19 protein-coding genes are annotated in these 20246 nt (G+C 66.3%); 7 read left to right on the forward strand and 12 right to left on the reverse strand.

Annotation, left to right across the window (positions count from 1 at the left end):
- Positions 1-40: 40 nt before the first annotated feature.
- The 3 genes from ACH2CY_RS08940 to ACH2CY_RS08950 form a co-directional block, all read right to left on the reverse strand.
- Positions 41-1285 (reverse strand): PAS domain-containing sensor histidine kinase, encoded by a 1245-nt coding sequence (locus ACH2CY_RS08940; protein ID WP_395018273.1) that lies wholly within the window; start codon positions 1283-1285, stop codon positions 41-43.
- Between the two features lie 145 nt (positions 1286-1430).
- On the reverse strand, positions 1431-2087 hold the full coding sequence (locus ACH2CY_RS08945) for an alpha/beta hydrolase (protein WP_395018275.1): 657 nt from the start codon (positions 2085-2087) through the stop codon (positions 1431-1433).
- A gap of 13 nt (positions 2088-2100) precedes the next feature.
- On the reverse strand, positions 2101-2766 hold the full coding sequence (locus tag ACH2CY_RS08950) for a DNA-3-methyladenine glycosylase family protein (protein WP_395018276.1): 666 nt from the start codon (positions 2764-2766) through the stop codon (positions 2101-2103).
- Here ACH2CY_RS08950 and gluQRS point away from each other — a divergent pair.
- The 3 genes from gluQRS (at position 2765) to ACH2CY_RS08965 (ending at position 6700) form a co-directional block, all read left to right on the forward strand.
- Entirely contained in the window at positions 2765-3631 is an 867-nt protein-coding gene (gene gluQRS / locus ACH2CY_RS08955) for a tRNA glutamyl-Q(34) synthetase GluQRS (protein WP_395018278.1), read from the forward strand. The genes ACH2CY_RS08950 and gluQRS overlap by 2 nt on opposite strands.
- Positions 3632-3724: 93 nt before the next feature.
- A complete protein-coding gene (locus ACH2CY_RS08960; RefSeq protein WP_395018280.1) occupies positions 3725-4444 on the forward strand; it encodes a TerC family protein in 720 nt (239 codons plus the stop codon).
- 378 nt (positions 4445-4822) lie between these two features.
- A complete protein-coding gene (locus ACH2CY_RS08965; protein ID WP_395018281.1) occupies positions 4823-6700 on the forward strand; it encodes a chloride channel protein in 1878 nt (625 codons plus the stop codon).
- 59 nt (positions 6701-6759) lie between these two features.
- Here ACH2CY_RS08965 and ACH2CY_RS08970 read toward each other — a convergent pair whose 3' ends face one another.
- Positions 6760-7122: an endonuclease domain-containing protein gene (locus ACH2CY_RS08970; RefSeq protein ID WP_395018283.1), complete on the reverse strand. Its 363-nt coding sequence runs from the start codon at positions 7120-7122 to the stop codon at positions 6760-6762.
- A 193-nt stretch (positions 7123-7315) separates the two neighbouring features.
- Here ACH2CY_RS08970 and ACH2CY_RS08975 point away from each other — a divergent pair, with 193 nt between their 5' ends.
- Together ACH2CY_RS08975 and chrA are read left to right on the forward strand one after the other, a co-directional pair.
- Positions 7316-8143, forward strand: a complete 828-nt coding sequence (locus ACH2CY_RS08975) for a chromate resistance protein ChrB domain-containing protein (protein WP_395018285.1) — start codon at positions 7316-7318, stop codon at positions 8141-8143.
- A 311-nt stretch (positions 8144-8454) separates the two neighbouring features.
- On the forward strand, positions 8455-9825 hold the full coding sequence (gene chrA / locus ACH2CY_RS08980; protein WP_395018287.1) for a chromate efflux transporter: 1371 nt from the start codon (positions 8455-8457) through the stop codon (positions 9823-9825).
- Here chrA and ACH2CY_RS08985 read toward each other — a convergent pair.
- The 5 genes from ACH2CY_RS08985 to ACH2CY_RS09005 all read right to left on the reverse strand — a co-directional run bounded on the left by ACH2CY_RS08985 (position 9822) and on the right by ACH2CY_RS09005 (position 15591).
- On the reverse strand, positions 9822-10448 hold the full coding sequence (locus ACH2CY_RS08985; RefSeq protein WP_395018288.1) for a hypothetical protein: 627 nt from the start codon (positions 10446-10448) through the stop codon (positions 9822-9824). The genes chrA and ACH2CY_RS08985 overlap by 4 nt on opposite strands.
- 181 nt (positions 10449-10629) lie before the next feature.
- On the reverse strand, positions 10630-12591 hold the full coding sequence (locus ACH2CY_RS08990; protein WP_395018289.1) for a methyl-accepting chemotaxis protein: 1962 nt from the start codon (positions 12589-12591) through the stop codon (positions 10630-10632).
- Between the two features lie 125 nt (positions 12592-12716).
- A complete protein-coding gene (locus tag ACH2CY_RS08995; RefSeq protein WP_395018291.1) occupies positions 12717-13568 on the reverse strand; it encodes a DUF4743 domain-containing protein in 852 nt (283 codons plus the stop codon).
- Positions 13569-13570: 2 nt separating this feature from the next.
- Positions 13571-14437 carry a DUF4743 domain-containing protein gene (locus tag ACH2CY_RS09000; RefSeq protein WP_395018292.1) on the reverse strand — a complete coding sequence of 289 codons (867 nt, stop codon included), beginning with the start codon at positions 14435-14437 and terminating at the stop codon, positions 13571-13573.
- A complete protein-coding gene (locus ACH2CY_RS09005; RefSeq protein ID WP_395018293.1) occupies positions 14434-15591 on the reverse strand; it encodes an adenylate/guanylate cyclase domain-containing protein in 1158 nt (385 codons plus the stop codon). The genes ACH2CY_RS09000 and ACH2CY_RS09005 overlap by 4 nt, the downstream gene beginning before the upstream one ends.
- 435 nt (positions 15592-16026) lie before the next feature.
- Here ACH2CY_RS09005 and ACH2CY_RS09010 point away from each other — a divergent pair, with 435 nt between their 5' ends.
- Positions 16027-17601: a von Willebrand factor type A domain-containing protein gene (locus ACH2CY_RS09010; RefSeq protein ID WP_395018295.1), complete on the forward strand. Its 1575-nt coding sequence runs from the start codon at positions 16027-16029 to the stop codon at positions 17599-17601.
- Between the two features lie 123 nt (positions 17602-17724).
- Complete coding sequence (locus ACH2CY_RS09015; protein WP_395018297.1) at positions 17725-18222, forward strand: hypothetical protein; 498 nt, start codon at positions 17725-17727, stop codon at positions 18220-18222.
- A gap of 141 nt (positions 18223-18363) precedes the next feature.
- On the opposite strand, the gene ACH2CY_RS09020 is transcribed toward ACH2CY_RS09015, so the two are convergent.
- The 3 genes from ACH2CY_RS09020 to ACH2CY_RS09030 form a co-directional block, all read right to left on the reverse strand.
- A complete protein-coding gene (locus tag ACH2CY_RS09020) occupies positions 18364-18672 on the reverse strand; it encodes a type II toxin-antitoxin system RelE/ParE family toxin (RefSeq protein WP_395018299.1) in 309 nt (102 codons plus the stop codon).
- The gene (locus tag ACH2CY_RS09025; protein WP_395018650.1) at positions 18669-18911 is read right to left on the reverse strand and encodes a type II toxin-antitoxin system ParD family antitoxin; all 243 of its coding nucleotides are present in this window, start codon (positions 18909-18911) and stop codon (positions 18669-18671) included. The genes ACH2CY_RS09020 and ACH2CY_RS09025 overlap by 4 nt, the downstream gene beginning before the upstream one ends.
- A 61-nt stretch (positions 18912-18972) precedes the next feature.
- Positions 18973-20157 (reverse strand): aminotransferase, encoded by a 1185-nt coding sequence (locus ACH2CY_RS09030; RefSeq protein WP_395018300.1) that lies wholly within the window; start codon positions 20155-20157, stop codon positions 18973-18975.
- Positions 20158-20246: the final 89 nt, after the last annotated feature.

Consider the following 20246-nt stretch of genomic DNA (forward strand, 5'->3'; position numbering starts at 1 on the left):
AGGAAAGGGACGCGTGGTCCATCGGCTGGTCCGGCGCGGGCTACAGCCGCGTGCCCGGCATCACCGGCGGCTGCGGGAAGGTGAGGATCGCCCGCGTGCCTTCGCCGGGTTTGCTCTCGAAGCGCAGCGTTCCGCCATGCGCCTCCGCCAGCGATTTCGCGATCGGAATGCCGAGGCCGGCGCCGCGGCCCTTGCGCCGCACCAGGCTGTCGTCGTCGATTCCCCCGGTCGCCGCCAGCAGCCCGTCGATCTGGCCGGCGGTGAGGCCCGGCCCGGTATCGCCGACTTCGAGCTCGACCCGGTCGTCGAAGCGGCGGAAGGCCAGCCAGACCTTGCCCTGGGCCGGCGTGAACTTCAGCGCGTTGTAGAGCAGGTTGATCGCGGCCTGCCGCACCGCGACCCGGTCGGCGGTGAAGGTGCCGCAGCTTTCGGTGCCGGTGACGCCGAGCTCGATGCCCGCACCCTGGCGCGGCGGCATCTTGGTCAAGGTCTCGCGGGCGAGCTCGAGCGGATCGATCTCGACCAGGGTCATGCGCCTGAGGCCGGTCTCGATCCGCGACAGATCCAGGAGTTCCGAGATCACGTCGAGCAGATGCTTGCCGCTCTGCCAGATGTCATCGATGTATTCGCGATAGGCCTCGCTGCCGATCGGCCCGAACACGCCCAGGCGCATGATGTCGGCAAAGCCGATGATGGCGTTCAAGGGCGTGCGCAGCTCATGGCTCATGCTGGCGAGGAAGCGCGACTTCGCCGCGTTCGCGGTCTCGGCGTCGAACTTCGCGGTCTTCAGTTCGCGCAGCAGCCGCGCCATGTCGTCGGTCTGGGTGGCCAGCCGCACCATCGCATGCTGCAAGGCGGTCTCGCGTTCCTTCAGCGCCTGGATGTCGCGGCCGACCGACTGCAGCTCCATCTCGCCGGTCAGCGGGGAGCGCACGATCTGCGCGTTCCAGCTCCACCAGCGCTTGCCGGCGCCGTCCGGCAGCTCCCACTGGATCTCGACCGCCTTCACCGAGCCCATGGTCAGCAAGGTTTGCACGCGCTCGCGCGCGATCTCCACCTTGCCGGCATCCAGGAACTCGCTGATCGGCCGGTTGATCAGCCAGGCCGGGTCGCGCCCGACCAGTCGGCCGTAGCTCGCGTTGCACCACTTACAGACGAGATCGGGCGTATAGCGGATGACCGCGTCATCCAGGTCGGAGATGACGGCGTGCCAATAGGCGGCTTGCTCGGAATTGTACTGGGTGTTCTCGCGAGGCTGCGCACCCACGCCGTCGCCGTTCGCCATCACTCCTCTGCCCGGAATCTAGGCCATCATCAAGGCGCAACAAGATCCTCCGGCATTTTAGTCCTAGTGACGGTAAACGATGTCTTAATGGCGATACGAAGCCCGCTCTGGAAAAGCCAGGGATCGCCTGGGATTTCCCGGGATCTCAGGAAAAATTTTGGTGGATAAACTGCCCGCCGCGCCTGAGGCCCTCCGGGTCGATCGAATGCGGCAGCCCGGGCCGCGCCAGCGTCTCGATTGTGACACCGCAGGCCTGCAAGGCCTGTGCGGCGGCCGCCATGGCCTGGAACGGCACCACCGGGTCGGCGGTGCCGTGGACCAGCAGCACCGGCGGCTTGGATTTCAACTCCCCGGCCAGCGCCTCGGCGCCGATCAGCGCACCGGAATAGCCGACGATCGCCGCGGGTGCGGTGGCGCGGCGCGGTCCCACATGCAGCGACATCATCGTGCCTTGCGAGAAGCCGACCAAGGCCAGCTTGCTCTCGTCGAGCCCGCGCGATTTCAGTGCCTCGTCGAGATAGGCATCGAGAATGCTGGCCGCCGCCCGCGTGCCGGCGAGCTTGGTCGCCGGGTTGCGGTCCTCGAGCCCGAACCATTGATAGCCGCCGAACGGATTCATCTCGCAGGGGAAGGGCGCGTTCGGCGAGACGAACTCCGCATCCGGCAGCAGGTCGGCCCAATAGGGCGCCAGCGAGATGAGATCGTCGCCATTCGAGCCATAGCCATGCAGGAAGACCACGAGCTGCTGCGGCTTGGCCCCGGATTTCGGCGCCACCTTGGGGCCGTCGAGTGTGCTCTGCATACGCTTCTATTCCTTATAAGGGCTGGCCGCCCCCACCTTTTTCAGAGGGGCCGCCCTTGCCGTTCCTATAGTAATGCCAGAGCATCCTGGCGCCGTAGGACCGGAACGGCCGCCAGGGCTCGGAGATTTTCAGGAGCTTCTTCGGGTCCGGGCGGGCGCGGAGATTCTTCAGCCGTTGCGCCGCCACCATCAGCGCCAGGTCCTGGGCCGGCATCACGTCCGGCCGCTTCAGGCTGAACAGCAGGAACACTTCCGCCGACCAGCGCCCGATCCCCTTGACCGAGGAGAGCGAAGCGATCGCCGCCTCGTCCTCCATCCGCCGGAGCTTCGGCAGCGACACCCGGCCGTCGCGAAAGGCGGCGGCGAGATCGCGGCCATAGACCATCTTCTGCCGCGAGAAGCCGACCGCGCGCAGATCTTCGTCGCTGAGCGCGATGAAGCCCTCCGGCGTCACCTTGGCGAGGCGCTCGTTCAGCCGTCCGGAAATCGCTCGGGCCGACGCGGTCGAGACCTGCTGGGCGATGATCACATGCATCAGCGTCTCGAAATCGGCGGGGCGGTGGCGGGGCGGCGGCGGCCCGATCTCATCGATCGCCGTGGCCATGTGCCGGTCGGCGCCGGCCAGGTGATCCAGCGCCTGTTGCAGCAAGCCTTGGTCTTCGTTATTCCTGCCCGCCATGACCCTCGCCTTCGGAGCCGAGATTGTTACGCGATTCGCGCCCAGCCCGACAGGTTTTCTCCATCTCGGCCATGCCCATTCCGCCTTGCTCGGCCATCGCACCGCGCGTGAAGGACACGGCCGCTTCCTGCTCCGCATCGAGGACATCGACCGCACGCGCTGCAAGCCTGAGTTCGAGCACGCGATCTTTGAGGATCTTCATTGGCTGGGCCTCGAGTGGGAAGAACCGGTGCGCCGCCAGTCGGACCATTTCCCCGATTACGCGGCGGCGCTGGCGCGGCTGGAATCCGACGGTCTCCTCTATCCCTGCTTCTGCAGCCGCAAGGACATCGCCGCCGCGGCAAGCGCCCCACATGAAGGCGAGACCGTGATCTATCCCGGAACCTGCCGCGGCCTCGACCCGATTCTTGCGGCCGAGCGCAAGGCGGCGGGTGCGCCCTTCGCGCTGCGCCTCGATACCGCGGAGGCGGTACGCCGGTCCGGTCCGCTCGCCTTCCGGGAGGCCGATCCGGATGGCGCCAATTTGCGCGAAATCCGCGCCGAACCGGAACATTTCGGGGACGTGGTGCTGGGCCGCCGCGACACCCCGGCCAGCTATCATCTCTGCGCCACCCTCGACGACCATCTCCAGGGCGTGAGCCTGGTCATCCGCGGCGAGGATTTGCGGCCTGCGACCCATCTACACCGCCTGTTGCAGGCGGTTTTGGGGCTTGCATCGCCGCAATATAGGCACCATGTCTTGCTGACAAACGGGTCGGGGGCCCGGCTCTCGAAACGCGACGGTGCCTTGGCGCTCCGGGCGCTGCGGGAGCAGGGATTGAGCGCAGCAGCGGTGCGGAAGATGGCCGGGTTCCATGATGCATAAAACTCGGGCCGACCGATTGCCGATCGCTTCGCCCCCGGATCACGACTCCCCGGATCACAACCCCCCGAATCTCAAAGCGGACGACCTGTTCTGATGGAAGGCTTCGAACACATCATCGAGGCCCTCATCCCGCTCGCCCAGGTGATCATGATCGACCTGGTCCTGGCTGGCGACAACGCCATCGTCGTCGGCATGGCCGCGGCCGGCCTGCCGAAGGAAATGCGCGCCAAGGTCATCGTCATCGGCATCGCGGCCGCGACGGTCCTGCGCATCGTCTTTGCTTTGGTCACCAACCAGCTCTTGGCGATCATCGGCCTCACCCTGGCCGGCGGCATCCTGCTGCTCTGGGTCTGCTGGAAATTCTGGCGCGAGCTGGTGCACGAACGCCGGCGCCGCCTGAAGGAAGCGGCGATGCGCCGCGAGCAGCTCACCCGCGACGAGCGGGTCGAGCTCGCCGAGCAGCCCGAGGTCCTCCCCGGCGCCGCCCCGGCCAAGACCATGCGCCAGGCGATCACCCAGATCATTCTGGCCGACGTCTCGATGAGCCTGGACAACGTGCTGGCCGTGGCCGGCGCCGCCGGCCATCATACCTGGGTGCTGGTGGTCGGCCTGCTGCTCTCGGTCGCCCTGATGGGCGCCGCCGCGACCATCATCGCCGGCCTCTTGAAGCGCTATCACTGGATCGCGTATGTCGGCCTCGCCATCATCCTCTGGGTCGCCGTGGACATGGTCTACCGCGGCACCAACGAGGTGATGCACGAAATGAACGACGACCCCGCCGTCACCACCCCCCTGCCGGCCCCCGCGCAGTAGCTGACGCTCCGCTCCCCCGAAAAAAGCTCCCCCCAATCTTGGGCAGAGCAATCGCATGTGCCCTTCTCCCCCTGTGGGAGAAGGATACGGAGGCTTGGCGAGAGCCGAGCCTAGCCGCAGTTGGATGAGGGGGGGCGCACCCAGGTGCGCGCGCGCCAACGGCGCGCAACCCCTCACCCAGCTACGCCCCGCGGACGAATGTCCGCATTCGCGGACGGGCGCTCGCTTTGCTCGCTAAGTCTTCGCAACCCTCTCCACAGGGGGAGAGGGGATCCATCTTCGATTGCCCTGCAACCTTGGGGGAGGCGACAATGAGGGTGCCTCCCTCTTCATCCCCTGATAAAACCGGGTGAGCCGAACCAAGCATCGCCCGCGCGCATGACCACCGAGACGCCCCCTGCCCCGGATGACCAAGAGGGCACCAGGTTCCGCCGCATCGCCCGCGGCGTGCCGCATCGCGTCCAGCTCTACAGCCGGCTGATCTACCGCAAGCTGCTCGCCTCGCGGGTCCGCGACAGCGAGGTCGCGCTGCTGATCCTGGCCGTGCTGATCGGCGCGGTGGTCTCGATCGTCACCTGCCTGACCGGCGAGGCGCTGGTCCTGATCCGCGTGGTCCTGTTCGGCAGCCACGAGGCCGTGCATTTGAGCAGCGGCGAGGGCATCGATCCGATCCGCCTGATCGCGGTGCCGATCGTCGGCAGCCTGATCTACGGCTTCGTCGCCTGGGGTGAGCGGCGCTTGCGCGCCCGCGACATCATCGACCCGATCGAGGCCAACGCGCTCTACGGCGGCAAGATGTCCTTGCGCGATTCCATCTCGCTCGCGCTGATGACCCTGTTCTCCGCCGGCATCGGCGCCTCGGTCGGCATGGAAGCGGCCTACACCCAGGCGGGATCGGGCCTCGCCTCGCGCGTCGGCCAGTCGCTGCGCTTCCGCCGCCAGGACCTGCGCGTGCTGGTCGGCTGCGGCGCGGCGGCCGCGATCGCGGCGGCTTTCAACGCGCCGCTGGCCGGCTCCTTCTATGCCTTCGAGCTGGTGATCGGCGCCTATTCGCTGAGCGCGCTGGCGCCGGTCGGCATGGCCGCGGTGACCGCCGCCGTGGTGGGCCGCACGTTCTTCAATCTCGAGCCGCTGATGGTCATTCCGCAGCAGATGCCGCCCGGCAATGTTGACTTCCTCTATTTCGCCGCGATCGGCGTCGCCGCGGCCTTCGTCGGCGTGATCGCGATGCGCACCGTGACCGGCGTCGAATCCATCCTGCAGCAATGGCGGGTGCCGCGGGGCTTGCGGCCGTTCTGCGGCGGCGTGGTGCTGGGCGGACTCGCCTTGGCATTTCCGCCGGTGCTGGGCAGCGGCCATGGCGGCATCGAGGTCACCATCACCCAGGCCACACCCTTCCTGCTGCTGCTCGGCTTGCTCGCGGCGAAGCTCGCCGCCTCCGCGGTCTCGGTCGGCAGCGGCTTGCGCGGCGGCCTGTTCTCCTCCTCGCTCTATATCGGCGCGCTGCTGGGCGCCTTGATCGGCCAGCTCGCGGCTTTGGCCGATCCGCTGCTCGGCACCGAATCCATCACCTTCACCATGGTCGGCATGGGTGCGGTCGGCGCGGCGATCGTCGGCGCGCCGGTCACCATGATCCTGCTGGTGCTGGAACTCACCGCCTCCTACTCGATCACCATCGGCGTGATCGTCGCGGTGCTGCTCGCCTCCTTCGGCGTCCGCCAGTGGTTCGGCTATTCCTTCTCCACATGGCGCTTCCACCAGCGCGGCCTGAAGCTCAAGGGCGCGCACGACATCGGCTGGATCCAGGACCTGACCGCCGAGACCTTGATGCAGCGCGACATGGTCTTCGTCCGCGCCTCGGACTCCATGGAATCAACCAAGGCCCAGCACCCGGCCACCGAAACCGGCCAGCTCTTCGTCCTCGACGACGAAGGCGGCTACCGCGGCGTGATCGACGTCGCCACCTTGCATCTCTCCGCCTCGCCGACCGGCGGCACTGCCACCCGCGTCGGCGACCTCCTGCCGCTGAAGCAGCCGGTCCTGGCCCGCAAGACCCCGATCCGCGCCATGCTGCAGCTGTTCGAAGAAAGCGAGCTCGAAGTGCTGGCGGTGGTGGATTCGACGGTGACGCGCTATGTGCTCGGCTATTGCACGGAGAGCTACGTGCTCAGGCGCTACAACCAGGAACTGGAACGGCGACGGAGCGAGGAGCTCGGGCACAGCGATCTCTACGGCCCCGCCGAGGAGCGCTATTAAGAACCCCCTCCCCCGACTTCGGGGGAGGGCCGGGGTGGGGGGAAGTGCCGTCTGAAGAATCAGCCCTCTCTCGTCACCGCCCGCAAGATCCGCTCCATCACCCCATCCGTATTCTGAAGCACCTCATTGTTCCAGAACCGCAGCACCCGATAACCTTGCTGACTAAGCCACGCCGTTCGCTCCGCATCTTGCTCTTCGCGCTCGGCATGCTGGCTGCCGTCCACCTCGACAATCAGCCGGCGCTTCAAGCAACAGAAATCAACGATGTAGTTTCCGATCGGCACCTGTTTGCGGAAATGCAGACCTTCGATCTGCCGCCGACGGAGTCGCGACCACAACCGCCGCTCGGCATCCGTCATCTCGGAGCGCAGACGGCGCGCATGGTCGCGCGGTATTGGATCGGTGCGGATACGAAAGGCCATGGCACTTCCCCCCACCCTAGCCCTCCCCCAAAGTTGGGGGAGGGGACTGCACCGAGTCAATGCCGTCGCCTTGTGGCGGTTGACGCGCCCGGAGCGCTCATGGATACTCCACCCCAAGGGGTTACCCGCGATTACCCCGTGAGGCGGCAGCCTAAAGATCGCGTCCAAACTCCCGGACCATTGGAGTGGACGCATGCCGTCGAATACCGACATCACCCCCGCACAGCTTTCCCGTCTCATCGGCCTTCCGGACGCGCCCGCGATCATCGATGTGCGCGACGACGAGGACTATGCCGCCGATCCCCGCCTGCTGCCCTGCGCGCTGAAGCGCGATTGGGACAAGACCGCGTCCTGGATCGAGGCCTGGAATCCGCCGCAAGGCACCCGCGCCGTCGTGGTCTGCCAGAAAGGCTTGAAGCTTTCCGAAGGCGTCGCCGCCCTGTTGCGCGCCCGCGGCGTCGTCGCCGAGGTGCTGGAAGGCGGTTTCCTCGCCTGGCGCGAAGCGGGCGGGCTGCTGCTCTCGCCGGCGAAGCTGCCGCCGCGCGACGCGCGCGGATCGACGCTCTGGGTCACCCGGGCGCGGCCGAAGATCGACCGCATCGCCTGTCCCTGGCTGGTCCGCCGCTTCGTCGATGCAACGGCCACCTTCCTCTATGTCGCCGCCTCGGAAGTCCCCGCCGTCGCCGAACGCTTCAACGCCGCGCCCTTCGACATCGACGGCGCCTTCTGGAGCCATCGCGGCGAGAGGTGCACCTTCGACACCATGCTCGAGGAATTCGGCCTGCAGAGCGAAGCCTTGGATCGCCTCGCCACCATCGTGCGCGGCGCCGACACCGACCGGCTCGACTTGGCGCCGCAAGCGGCCGGCCTGCTCGCGGCCTCGCTCGGCCTCTCGCGCAGCCATCGCGACGATCTCGCCCAGCTCGAAGCCAGCATGTCGCTCTACGACGCCTTCTACCGCTGGTGCCGCGACGCGGTCGGCGAGACGCATGACTGGCCGGGGCATGTGCGGAAGGGGTGACGCGGCATGACACCCGACCGCAAGATTTCCGAATTCACGCGCTGCCGTGCCGGACAACAGGCGCCGATCGTGCTACAATCCGCTCGGTTGTTTGACATCGTGAAAGCTGCAGTTCGAGCCGCACCCGATGCCGAACCACCGGCGGAACCTTTACAGGGCCTTTACCAGGAAAAGATAAGGCTACGCGCCCCTGAATGCGGTAAAGGCGTTCATTCTCAGCGGCTTGTCCTGACTTTTCGCTCTTCAAAACGGCGCAGGGGCGTAAAGGTTCGACCCGGATCGCACCAGGCGTCGCCGGGCGGAGCCAGGTGATGCAACAGGGCGCGCCCCCCGTCATCCCAAGCTTCGGCGAGGCCTTGCGCGTCTGGGCCAAGGTCGGGCTGCTCTCCTTCGGCGGCCCGGCCGGGCAGATCGCGCTGATGCATCGGATGCTGGTCGATGAGAAGCGCTGGATCGGCGAGCACCGTTTCCTGCACGCACTCTCCTATTGCATGCTGCTGCCGGGGCCGGAGGCGCAGCAGCTCGCCGTCTATATCGGCTGGCTGCTGCATGGCGTGCGCGGCGGGTTGGCGGCCGGCATTCTCTTCGTGCTGCCCGGCGCTGTGGTGATGCTGGTGCTCTCGGCGGTCTATGCGCTCTATCACGACCTGCCCGCGCTCACCGCGCTCTTCCTCGGCGTGAAGGCGGTGGTGCTGGCGATCGTCATCGAGGCGATCCTCAGGATCGGGAGACGGGCGCTGAAGAACCGGGTCGCGGTCGCGATCGCCGTGGCCGCCTTCATCGGCATCTATGTGCTCAAAGTTCCATTCCCGCTGATCGTGCTCGGCGCCGGCCTGCTCGGCTGGATGGGGCATCGCGTCTCGCCCGCGGCTTTCCCGGCGGCGGGCGGCCATGGCAACGGCGCCCAGCCCGACACCCATGGCCTGATCGATACACTGATCGAAGGCGGCGGGCTGACCCACACCCGGCGCTCGACGCCGCGCGCGCTGCGCACGCTGGCGCTTTGGCTGGCCCTCTGGATCGGCCCGATCCTGGCGCTCCGCCTGGTGACCGGCGGCGACAGCATCTGGACCAACCTCGGCCAGTTCTTCAGCGTGATGGCGGTGGTCACCTTCGGCGGCGCCTATGCGGTCCTCGCCTATGTCGCGCAGGCCGCGGTCGATGGCTTCCACTGGCTGCTGCCGCACGAGATGGTGGACGGACTCGGCCTCGCCGAGACCACGCCCGGGCCGCTGATCCTGGTCCTGCAATTCGTCGGCTTCCTCGCCGCCTTCCGCGCCCACGGTGCGTTGGATCCGCTCCTCGCCGGCACGCTCGGCGCCGCCCTCGTGCTCTGGGCCACCTTCGCGCCCTGCTTCCTCTGGATCTTCGTCGGCGCGCCCTATGTCGAAGCCCTGCGCAACAACCAGGCGATCTCCGCCGCGCTCGCCGCGGTCACGGCGGCCGTGGTCGGCGTCATCGCCAACCTCGCGGTCTGGTTCGGCCTGCATGTGCTGTTCGGCGCGACCCGGGAGGTCCCGCTCGCCGGCCTCAGCCTCGAGCTGCCGGTGTTCGCCAGCGTGAATTGGATCACCGCCGCGATCGCGCTGGCCGCGGTGATCGCCATGCTGCGCTTCAGGGTAGGGGCGCTGCCGACCCTGGCCTTCGGTGCCCTGGCGGGCCTGGTAACGCTCTGGCTCTAGCCCTGCGCGCGCCTACGCCGCCAGCCCACGAAGCCCATGCCCGCCAGCGCCGAGGCGAACAGCGGCAGTGCCGCCGGGATCGGGGTCGTTGCGACGGCATCGATGCTGATGCCCGAAAGCACCGGCCCGTGGCTGCCGTCGATATTGCTGGTGCTGGCGAAGGCGAGCAGCGCGCCCAGTTCGGTGACCGCGGCCGTGAAGCTGAGCGACACGAGGGTGGTGGTCGGAATGGACTGCAGGTTGAAGCTGTGGCTGCCCAGTGACACGGTGTAGTCGATGCTGGGCGTCGGACCTGCCGCGAAGCCCTGCAGCACGTCGGCGTAGGCGATGGTGTAGGTGGTGCCGGCGATCAGGTCGATGCCGACATTGCTCTTGATCGTCCCTTGGCCCGCCGAGCCGATCAGGTCGAGGCATTTGGTGGCGCCGGACACGCAGCTGAAGAAGCCCGGCCCGATGATATCGACATCGCCGCTGGTTACTTCGAATTGTGTGCCGCCGATGGTGCCGAGGACATGCGTTCCGACGCCCGCGCCGGAGAAGTCCTCCGAGAAGACCGTGGCGGCCTGGGCCCCGCCCGCCGGGGCAAGAAAGAGAAGCCCTGTGAGCGCGAAAGTCTTCAACATTGCTTTGACCCCCTGGATGCTCGCCCCAGGGTCCCGCACGGAAGTTCGGGCGGCCAGCGGGCTGAGAGCGAGAGGATCACATGCCCGCGCCCCAAGCGGCCATGCACCACTTCGGGGCAGGCGGGGACATCTCGGGACAATGTCCCGCCGGGTGGCGCCCTCCCGGCAGGCCGCAGCCTGTCTACGCCGCCTTGATCGAGCTGAGGAAGGTCTCGACCTTGCCGCGCAACGTCTCCGACTGCCTGGAAAGCTCGGTCGCCGCCGAGTTCACCTGCTCGGCCGCGGCGCCGGTCGCCGCCGCCGCCTGCGAGACGCCGCTGATGTTGGACGAGACTTCCTGCGTGCCGGCCGAGGCCTGCTGCACGTTGCGCGAAATCTCCTGGGTCGCGGCACCCTGCTCCTCGACGGCCGAGGCGATCGCGGTCGCGATGTCGTTGATCTCGCGGATGGTGGCGGCGATCGACTGGATCGCCGCGACCGCCTCGCCGGTCGCCTGCTGGATGCCGCCGATCTGCGAGCCGATCTCCTCGGTCGCCTTGGCGGTCTGGTTGGCGAGGCTCTTCACCTCGGAGGCGACCACGGCGAAGCCCTTGCCGGCCTCGCCGGCCCGCGCCGCCTCGATCGTGGCGTTCAAGGCCAGCAGGTTGGTCTGGCTGGCGATGTCGTTGATCAGGCCGATCACCTGGCCGATCTTCTGCGCCGCCTCGGCCAGGCCCTTCACCTGAACATTGGTGCGGTCGGCATCGGCCACGGCGCGGCCGGCGACGGCGGCGGATTGCTGGACCTGGCGGCTGATCTCCTGGATCGAGGCGGTCAGCTCCTCGGTAGCGACCGAGACCGTCGTGACATTGGTCGAGGCTTCCTCGGAAGCATTGGCGACCGCGGTCGCCTGGCGTGCGGTCTGCTCGGCGGTCGCCGTCATCGACGTGGCGGTCGCCTGCATCTCGGTGGTGGCGGAGCTCACCGCCTTCAGCACGATGGTCACGTCCTGGTCGAACTTGTCGGTCAAGAGCTCGATCTGCCGCGCCCGCTCGGCGCGCTGGCGCTGCGCGTCCATCTCCTTGGCGGCCAGTTCCTCGGCCTTGATCATGCTGGCCTTGAAGACGCCGAAGGCGCCCGCCATCTCGGCGACCTCGTCGCTGCCGACCACCGGCACCTCGACCGACTTGTCGCCGGCGGTGAGGCGCGACATCGCGGCCGCCAGCTGCTTCACCGGCCGGCTGATGCCGCGGCCGATCACGAAGGCGAGGACCAGCATGACCAGCGCGATGACGATGACCGCGCCGAACATCGCATACCGCGCCAGCGCGTCGATCCGGTCCATCTCCGCACTGGCGGCGGCGCGGCGATCGCTGGCCGATTTCCGGATGCCCTCCAGGATCGGCTCGGCGGCCGCATACGCCTCGCTCATGCCGGAGAGCTTCTCGTTGATGGTGAGCTGCAGCTTGGCCATCTCCAGGAAGGCCGCCTCATACTGCGCGGCGAGGTCGCCGATCTTCGCCTGGGCGTCGGCGGGGATCGAGGAAGCCTTCAGCAACGCGGCGAAATTCGCCCGCTCCTGGGTCAGCTTGTCGATATAGCTCTGGTCACCGCGCGCCATGAAATCCTTCTCGTGGCGCCGCATCATCAGCATCGAGATGGTGAGCTGCGGGTCGTCATAACTCTTCAGCGCTTCCTCGATCTCGTGCACCGCGCCGCGCAGCTTGCCCAGCAGCCCCTGGTCGGGCTTCAACCCCATGGCGGTGATGTCGCCGGCGATCTCGCGGAAGCGCGCGTCATAGTCGCTGTAGAGGCCCTGCAGCTTCTGCAGCGCCGCCGCCTCGTCGGGGCCGGCATGGGGCACGAGGTCGCCGATCTCCTGGCCGACCTTCTTGCCGACCTCGGCATGCTTCTCGGCGTAGCTCGTCTCCTTGCGCAGCAGGAAGTCCTTCTCCCGGCGCCGCGCGTTCAGGAAATCCTCGGCGATCGACTGCACCGTGATGTATTCCGAGATCGCGCCCTGCTCGACCGCATCGACCCGGCTGCGCATGCCGTCGGCGATCAGCAGCGTGATCAGGATGGCGACGAAGCCGATGAGGGCGATGCCGGCGATGAGCAGGATCTTGGTCCCGATCTTCACCCGGGCGAGCGTGGCGTTCAGCATGGAGAATGTCCTGGACGAGCAGTGGGCGAGCCCCACGCTCGGCCACAACCAGGAATTAGACCGGAATGGTTAATAACAGCCTAAAGATTCCTATCCAAGGCATGCAAATAATGAATATCGTCCCGTCACTGCTTTCCAGCCAGAGCCAGGGCGAGATCGCAATAATCCCGGCGCTCCGGCGTCAGGTGCCCCATCCGGATCATGAAGTCGATCACCACCAGGCCGACGTTGAACTTGAAGGCCTCGGTCTCGGCGAGGATGCGCTCCACCGCGTGCAAGGGCATGAGCTCGAAGCTGGCGATCTCGCCGTCATGGTTATGCGGCACGAAATCCCGCGGCAGCTCCAGGTCGTAAACGAACAGCGTGTCGTCGCGCAGATGGCCGTTGAGTTCCATGCGATAGGCCAGCGCCCCGGCGGGCTCGGCGCGGCGCGCCAGCTCCTTCGGGATCGAGGCCTCCTCGGCCGCTTCCTTCATCAGGTTGTCGAAGGGCGAGATATGGCTGGGCAACCCGCCCGCCACCAGATGGTCGAGCTTGCCCGGCTCGATCGGCCGGTTGTCGGCGCGCTTGCCGACCCAGAGCAGGATCTGCTCGCCGTCGCGTACATAGCCATTGAGGTGCACGCCATAGGCCTTCACGCCGAGGAAGGGTACCAGCGCCCGCTCGACGTCGAACAAGGGCGCCGCGCCGAATTTCGGCGCCACCGGGAAGAGCTCGTTGCGCCAACCGGTGACGATGCCGCGGGCGCTGAGCTCCTGCGCCACCGTGTTGATCGCCGCGGTTCGGGAATCGAACTGCGCCAGATGCTCCTTCACCTGCAAGGCCTCGGCGGAATTGAGGAACACGCTCGGGAACTTCCCGAACTCGACCGCCAGGTCGTGGCGCACATAGCCGAGGCGCTCGCCCGCGACCAGGAAGGGCTTGAACTTCTTCAGGCTGTAGCGGTGACAGGCTTCGATGCGTTCCAGCAGGCTCATGATCATTGAACCCAGGGGATCGGCCGGCGCAGCTCGGCGATCAGCTCGAGGAAGTCCGGATCGGTCGGGCCGACGAAGCCGTGCCGGATCAGGAAGTCGATCAGCACGATGGCCACGTCGTAGGAGAAATCGTCCGCCGATTTCAGGCGATCGATCAGCGCGCTGACCGGGACCAGCAGGAACTCCGCGACCTCGCCGTCGGTGTTCTGCGGCGTGAAGCTCTCCGGCAGCTCGAGATCGTAATTGAACTGGAGACCCACCCGCATATGTCCCTGGATCACAGCCAGCAGGGTGATGATGCCGACGGCCTTCGCGCGTTCCGCGATCTCGCGCGGCATGCCGGCCTCTTCCTGGCATTCCTTCATCAGATTGTTCCAGGGCGAGATCCCCATCGGCTGTCCGCCGCCGACGATCAGGTCCATCATCCCGGGATCGATCGGCTTGGTCTCGGCCCGCTTGGCGATCCAGACCTTCATCGCCCAGCCGCGCCCGACGAATCCGTTCAGGTTCACGCCATAGGAGAGCGTCCCCAACAGCACGGTCGCCGCGCGCTCCATCTGCAGCAGGGGTGCCGTGTAGAATCCCTGCGCCACCGGATAGGCCTCGTTGCGCCAGCCGGGGATCAGCCCTTCGGCGCGCAGGTTCGCCAGCACCTCGGCAACCGCCTCCGAGCGCGTGTTGAAGCTGCGCAAGCGCGGCTGCAGGGTGACGGCCTTGTCGTCCACGTGAAACACATGTGGGAAGCGGGCGAGGGCGACGGCGAAGTCCGGCATCACCCAGCCGACATGCTGCTTGGCCACCATGAAGCGGCGATACAGATCGAGATCGACGGCGGGATAGCGCCGGAACTGCCGCATCATCGAGTTCATTGCGGGACGAAGACCTCGACCGGCTCGCGCACGCCGCGCAGCACATGGCTGCCCAGCGAGCGCAACGGCTTGCCGAGCGTCCGCGCGAAACTGTCGGAGAGCACCAAGGGCTGCTGCACCACCTTGGTCAGGCTTTCGAGCCGGCTGGCATGGTTGACCGCCGGGCCGATCACCGTGAAATCGATCCGCCGCTTGGCGCCGATATTGCCGAACTCGACCTCGCCGCAATGGAGCGCCATGCCGAACTTGAGCGGGGCCGCGCCCTCTGCGGCCAGCTCCTCGTTGAGCTTCGCGGTGCCGGCGATTGTCGCTTGCGCGGCCGCGAGCGCCCGGGCGCAGCTTTCGCCGGGATCGTCGCCCAGCGGAAACACCGCCAGCAACCCGTCGCCCATGAACTTCAGGATATCGCCGCCCTCCGCCTCGATCGCTTCGCCCATGACCCCGAACCAGCGGTCGAGCAAGGCCACCATGGCGCGCCGTTCCAGCCGGTCGGAGAGCAAGGTGAAGCCGCGGAGATCGGCGATCAGGATCGCGGCTTCTAAGGTGCGTACGTCGCCGCGCTCGATCTGCCCGGCATAGGCGCGCTGTGCGGCGGTGGCGCCGAGATAGACGGTCAGGGCATCGAGCGCCACCCTCTTCAGCGCGATCCGCTCGCACAAAGGCGAGATCAGGATGGTCGCATAGCGCAAGGCGTCGTATCCGGCATCGCCAAAACCGCCCGCTGCCTTGGTCGCGAAAGAGATGGTGGCCGAGCGATAGGTGTCTTGGAACATGAGCGGCATCATCGTGTAATCGGTCGCGCCCTCGGCGACCATATCGACCAGGATTCCCATGCCTTGGTCCGGCTCGCCCTGCCGCCAGCGGAAGGGTTGGTTGGTATCGTCCACGACCTTCGCCGGGCTGTTGAGATAGTCGCTGGAGGCCAGCAGTCCGGGCCGCAACCGGTTCAAATTGCGGGACCGGATATCGCCGTCGAGCCAGAGCAGCGAAAAGCCGATGTCTTCCGGATGCAGGGTCTCGAGGCCGATATTGGCGCGCCAGACCGGGATGCCCTGCTTCACCAGCTTGCGGCAGAAGCCGTTGAACAGCACGTCGAGGGGAGGCATTTCGCTGATCTGGGTGATCAGCCAGGTCTGGAGGTCCGGCGGGGTCATGGGGGCGACGTTAACGACTCGAGCGCCGGTTTTCAAACGATCGTGATCCCCGCGATGCCCTGCTTCCGACACAATCGCACCATGCGCCCGCCATCTTGGGTAGCAATCCTGGCGGGCGTGGGGAACGACCGGTCCAACAAGAGGGGGCATCCGATGACGCCAATCCAATCCATTCGCGCGATCGTGCTGATCGCGGGCAGCGTCGTTCTGCTCGGCTGCGAGCAGACCAAAGAGAAAGAAGCCGCCAACACCAACGGGTCGACGCAGCAATCGAGCGTGTCGGCCGGGTCCGTGGCTCCGGAAATGGCGGCGACGGACAGCTCACATCTAGCTGCAACTCCAGCGACCGAGCCAGCGCCGGCGGAGGCTCCGGCGGTTCAAGCTGCCCCCGTTCCATCAATCGCCGAGGCCGAAGCCCCAACCGAGGCCGATCTGGTGGCTCAGCCGCCCCAGGCCGGAGTTGGAATCGGCGCCGGCATCGCCCAACGCACCGAGTTGCAGAAGAATCTGGCACCGCAGGGTACGGCATTTGGCGAGGGTGGTCTGTACGGCGGAGCACCTTCCGCCTATCTGCCGCCCGAGAACACCGAGAACTACCTGCCGATCGACGAGAATCCGGTGAAGCAGGTGGCCGAGGCGCCGGTCTCTACCTTCTCGGTCGATGTGGATTCCGGCTCCTATGCCAATGTGCGGCGCTTCATCCTGAACGGCCAGCAGCCGCCGGAAGACGCGGTGCGGGTCGAGGAGATGATCAACTACTTCACCTATGACTTTCCGGCGGCCGACGATCTCGAAACGCCCTTCAAGACCACGACCCATATCGTGAAGACGCCGTGGAATCCCGACACCTATCTGCTCGAGATCGGCATCAAGGGCTACCAGCCCAAGGGCGAGCGCCCGGCCGCCAATCTCGTCTTCCTGATCGACGTCTCCGGTTCGATGGAAGACGCCAATAAGCTGCCGCTGCTGAAATCCGGCATGCGGATGCTCACCGACCAGCTCCGGCCCGAGGACAAGGTCTCGATCGTGGTCTATGCCGGTGCGGCCGGTGTCGTCCTCGAGCCGACCTCGGACAAGGCGAAGATCAAGGCCGCGCTCAACCAGCTCCAGGCCGGCGGCAGCACGGCCGGCGGCGAGGGCATCCAGCTCGCCTACGCCATGGCCAAGCAGGGCCGGATCGACGGCGGCATCAACCGCATCATCCTGGCGACCGACGGCGACTTCAACGTCGGCACCACCGACATCGACGCGTTGAAGAAGATGATCGAGGAGAACCGCAAGTCCGGCATTGCGCTCACCACGCTCGGCTTCGGTGAGGGCAACTATAACGACGCGCTGATGGAGCAGATCGCTGACGTCGGCAACGGCAACTACGGTTATGTCGATAGCTTGAAGGAGGCCAAGCGCCTGCTGGTCGACCAGCTCGATGCCATGATCCAGACCATCGCCAAGGACGTGAAGGTGCAGGTCGAGTTCAACCCCGCCGTGGTCGCCGAATACCGCCTGATCGGCTACGAGAACCGGGCCTTGAAGCGCGAGGACTTCAACAACGACCAGAAGGATGCCGGCGAGATCGGCGCCGGCCATACCGTAACCGCGCTCTACGAGATCGCGCTGAAAGGTTCGAAGGGCCTGGCGGTCGATCCCCTGCGCTATGGCGCCGCGCCCGCGCCGACCGCCGAACCGGGCGTCAAGCCCGAGGAGTTCGCCTTCCTGCGCCTCCGTTACAAGGCGCCGGATGGTGACGTCTCCAAGCTGATTGAGACGCCGCTCGCGACCGCGAGACTTGATAAACCCGAATCGACCAACGACGAGCTCGATTTTGCTGCGGCGGTCGCCGCCTTCGGGCAGAAATTGCGGGGCGGCGATCACCTCAAGAACTATTCCTACGACCAGATCGCGGAACTGGCCAAGGCCGCGCGGGGTTCAGATGAAGACGGCATGCGCGCCGAGTTCATCGAACTCGTGGAAATGTCCAAGGCACTCGGCAGTTCCGGAAGCGTGCAATAGCCCACCAGTCCAACTGGGACTCGTGATTTGCCTCCCTGTCACTTGCAGTCCCGGAACCGGGGAGACGCGGCGCACCGCGTCTCCCCGGTGACTTCCAGATCCCTCTGCGCGGGCTTTTCGGTTGTGCCGCTTATCGTCGGCCTCTTGCTCGGCGCGCTGCAGGTCTATGGATTCTGGCGGGCCGAGTTCGGCCTCCTGTCGTTCGCGGTCATGCTGCTCTGCCTCATCGGACTCCTGTTCCTGATGGTCCATGTGCTCGCGGCCGCCATTGTGGCGCTGATGGTCGGGCGATGGCGGAGAGCGATCTCCAGCTTGATTGGGGTAGCAGCGGCGATCCTCGTCGTTGGCGGTGGTATTGCCGTGCCGATCGAGTGGCGCTTCTCCGTCGCGGGCCGATCGTACTACGACGCTGAGCGCCTCCGTGCAGGCAATCCGGACAGGCAAAGCTGGCTGCTCGATGCGCAGTTCCTCGGTCCGGATCAGACCGACCTTGTCTACGACGTATCAGACAGCGCGGCGCCGCCCTATGGTGGCCGCTCCGGGCGCGTGGACCGCGATGGCTGCTCCCTCTACATCGATCGCCTGGACGGCCACTACTATCGGCAGTCGCTAATCTGCTGAAGCTAGGACCCCTGCGCCACATCCTTCGCCAGCCGCTCTGCCACTTCCGGCATCCATTTCGCCTCGACATTGGCGAAGGCGACGCCGAGATAGCCGTTCTGTTGGGGCGCGCGCCGGGATCCACAGCGTTCTTGCTCGAGATCACCGCTCGGGTGACTCTTCTGCTACGCGATGCATGTCCATTCGGTCGTGCAGGATTCTAACGATCTCGCATTCGTCCTTGTCGAAGCGATAGAAGATGACGTGTCTTGCGACGAGGAAGGTATGATACCCTCGGCGGAGGTCCGGTCGGTTTCTGCCGAGCGTCGGATTTCTGCGAAGGCGGCGGACTGCGGCATGCAATGCGGCCAAGTACCGACGCTTTTGAGCGGCACCCCATCGCTCGATCGTATATTCAGCAATCCCTCGCAGGTCGGCAAGCGCGGCATCCGCGAGGACTAGGCGCCTCATAGCCGCGCGAACAATTCCCGCAACTCGGCATCGTCAGCAATAACAGTTTTGCGCCCAGTGGCCAGGTCGGCCTCGCCAATCGCGAGTTCTTTGCGCAAGCGTTCCAGCTTCAGCTGCTGAACTGCGTCAAACTCATGCATGAGGCGGAGCGCTTCGCGAATGACTTCGCTGGCGTTGTTATAGAGCCCTGATTCAACCTTTTCGCGGACCAGGTCTTCCAGCTTCGGGGTCAACGACACATGCATGGGGCACCTCTCTGACGATTAATATAGGGTGCCTCCAAGCTTTGTCAAAGATTGGCTAAAACGCCTGCGCCGCGTCCCGTGCCAAGCGTTCCGCTACTTCCGGCATCCATTTCGCCTCGACATTGGCGAAGGCGACGCGGAGATAGTCGTCCTGGTCGGGGCCGAACATCGAGCCGGGCAGGATCAGCAGGTTCTGCTGCTGGGCGAGACGCTTCGCCACTTCCATCGCCGAGCGGCCGCGATGCGGGTGTTTCAGATAGGCGAAGAAGCCGCCGGCCGAAATCAGCTCATAGCCGAGGTCGTTGCGCGAGAAGGCCGACTGCACGGCCAGCAGACGGTCACCGATCATCTCGGTGATCCCGGCGCGCCAGCTGTCGAGATGCTCGAGCCCGTATGCAGCGGCAAGTTGCCCGATCCGCGGCGCGCAGATCGCAACACAGTCCATCGCCTTGGCGACCTCGGCGATGAACTTTGGATCGGCGACGATCGCGCCGACGCGATAGCCCGGCAGCGAGAAGGATTTCGAGAAGCTGTAGAGATGGATGAGCGTGTCGCTCCAGTCGGGATCGCGGAAGAGATCATGCGGCGCCGGTGACGCGGGCATGAAGTCGCGATAGGTCTCGTCCAGGATGAAGGCGATCTTCTTCCGGCGGCAGAGCTCGAAGGCGGCGCGGATCTGCTCCGGCGGGTAGATGGCGCCGGTCGGGTTGTTGGGGGAGATCAGCACCAGCGCCTTGGTCTTCGGCCCGATCAGCTTCTCCGCCGCGGCGAGGTCCGGCGCGGCGGGATTGTCTTTCGCATGCGGCAACAGCACGGTCTCGATGCCGCCCATGTCCAGCCACATGCGGTAATTGAAGTAGTAGGGCGAGGTCTGGATGATCGCTTCGCCGGGCTTGGCCAGCGCATTGGTGGCGAGGCAGAAGGCCTGGTTGCAGCCGGCGGTGATCAGGATGTGCTCCGGCTTCACCGCGCCGCCATAGCGGCGGTTGATGTCCTTGGCCAACCCGGCGCGCAAGGGCGGGATGCCTTCGATATCGGTGTAGCGCGAGCTCTGGGCTGCGCCGATGATCTCCTTCAAATGATCGGTCAGCGCCGGCGCCGGCGGATAGCCGGGCGCCGCCTGGGAGAGATCGACCAGCGGCTTGTCCTCGGGAAAGCTCCGGCCGGAGATCCAGGAGATCGCCTCCGAAATCGGCGGCTCGCCGACCGCGGTCAGCAGCGGATTGATGCGGAAGTTCATTGCGGCACTCGGTCGGTGGTGTTTCGCACCCCCACCCTAACCCGCCCCCGAATCGGGGGCGGGGACGCTCTTCTCCCTCCCCCGATTCG

This window comes from Dongia sp., from assembly GCF_041905885.1.
Lineage (GTDB): Bacteria > Pseudomonadota > Alphaproteobacteria > Dongiales > Dongiaceae > Dongia.